General features: G+C 50.0%; 1 rRNA gene (only partly in view). It reads left to right on the top strand.

The annotated features are described in order from the left end of the window. A 23S ribosomal RNA gene (locus JUB15_RS28235) occupies positions 1 to 1642 on the top strand; it begins 1337 nt to the left of the window's first position. Positions 1643 to 1647: the final 5 nt, after the last annotated feature.

The following is a 1647-nucleotide window of genomic DNA, read 5'->3' as shown; positions in this document are numbered from 1 at the left end:
GTCGAAGGTGTACGGCGACGTATGCTGGAGCGATTTCAAAAGAAAATGTAGGCATAAGTAGCGATAAAAGTAGTGAAAAACTACTTCACCGTAAGACTAAGGGTTCCTGATCAACGTTAATCGGATCAGGGTTAGTCGGGTCCTTAGGCAAACCCGAAAGGGGAAGCTGATGGAAAACTGGTTAATATTCCAGTACCTGCTTTAGTTTCGAAGGAGTGACGCAGAAGTGAAAGACACACGAGGGAAACGGAATTCCCCGTTTAAGTACGTAGATATAGGGCTTACAGGCAAATCCGTAGGTCTTGTCGAAATACGAAAGTATGTGAGGGCTTCGGCCTGATCGAGTGTCCTAATAGCTGCCGAGAAAAACTTCTAAGGTTAGGCTAAAGCGGCCCGTACCGCAAACCGACACAGGTAGTCGAGGCGAATAGCCTAAGGTGCTCGGGTGAGCCGTGGAGAAGGAACTAGGCAAACTGACGCTGTAACTTCGGGATAAAGCGTACCACCTTCTGGGTGGTCTCAGTAAAATGGTTCAACCAACTGTTTAACAAAAACACAGGGCCCTGCAAAATCGTAAGATGACGTATAGAGCCTGATACCTGCCCGGTGCTGGAAGGTTAAGGAAGGGTGTTCGGCGCAAGCCAAAGCTCCTGACTGAAGCCCCAGTAAACGGCGGCCGTAACTATAACGGTCCTAAGGTAGCGAAATTCCTTGTCGGGTAAGTTCCGACCTGCACGAATGGTCTAATGAGTTGAACACTGTCTCCTCCACGAGCCCGGCGAAATTGTAGTATCGGTGAAGATGCCGGTTACCCGTCACGGGACGGAAAGACCCCGTGAACCTTCACTACAACTTTGCATTGATTTTGAGCAAACGATGTGTAGAATAGTTGGGACGCTATGAAGCGGTGGCGCCAGTCGCCGTGGAGCGGTCGTTGAAATACCAACCTTCGTTTGCTTAGAGTCTAATCCCTGACGGGAAACAGTGCATGGTGGGTAGTTTGACTGGGGTGGTCGCCTCCTAAAAAGTAACGGAGGCTTGCAAAGGTTCCCTCAGTACGGTTGGTAATCGTACGCAGAGCGCATTAGTATAAGGGAGCTTGACTGTGAGACAGACAAGTCTAGCAGGGTCGAAAGACGGCTAAAGTGATCCGGTGGTTCTGCATGGAAGGGCCATCGCTCAAAGGATAAAAGGTACTCCGGGGATAACAGGCTGATCTCCCCCAAGAGCTCATATCGACGGGGAGGTTTGGCACCTCGATGTCGGTTCGTCACATCCTGGGGCTGGAGAAGGTCCCAAGGGTTCGGCTGTTCGCCGATTAAAGTGGCACGTGAACTGGGTTCAGAACGTCGCAAGACAGTTCGGTCCCTATCTGTGATGGGCGTTAGAATATTGAGTGGACATGACCTTAGTACGAGAGGACCGGGTCGTACGGACCGCTGGTGTATCTGTTGTGCCGCCAGGTGCAGTGCAGAGTAGCTATGTCCGGCCAGGATAAACGCTGAAAGCATCTAAGCGTGAAACCTTCCACGAGATGAGTATTCTTTTAAGGGTCGTCAAAGACGATGACGTTGATAGGCTACAGATGTAAAGCTGGTAACAGCAAAGTCGAGTAGTACTAATTACCCGTACGCTTTAATTTTTTTT

The organism is Longitalea luteola (genome assembly GCF_017356035.1).
Classification (GTDB): Bacteria; Bacteroidota; Bacteroidia; order Chitinophagales; family Chitinophagaceae; genus Niastella; species Niastella luteola.
The sequence above is the reverse complement of the archived record's forward strand: the minus strand, read 5'-3'. Positions and strand labels throughout refer to the sequence as shown.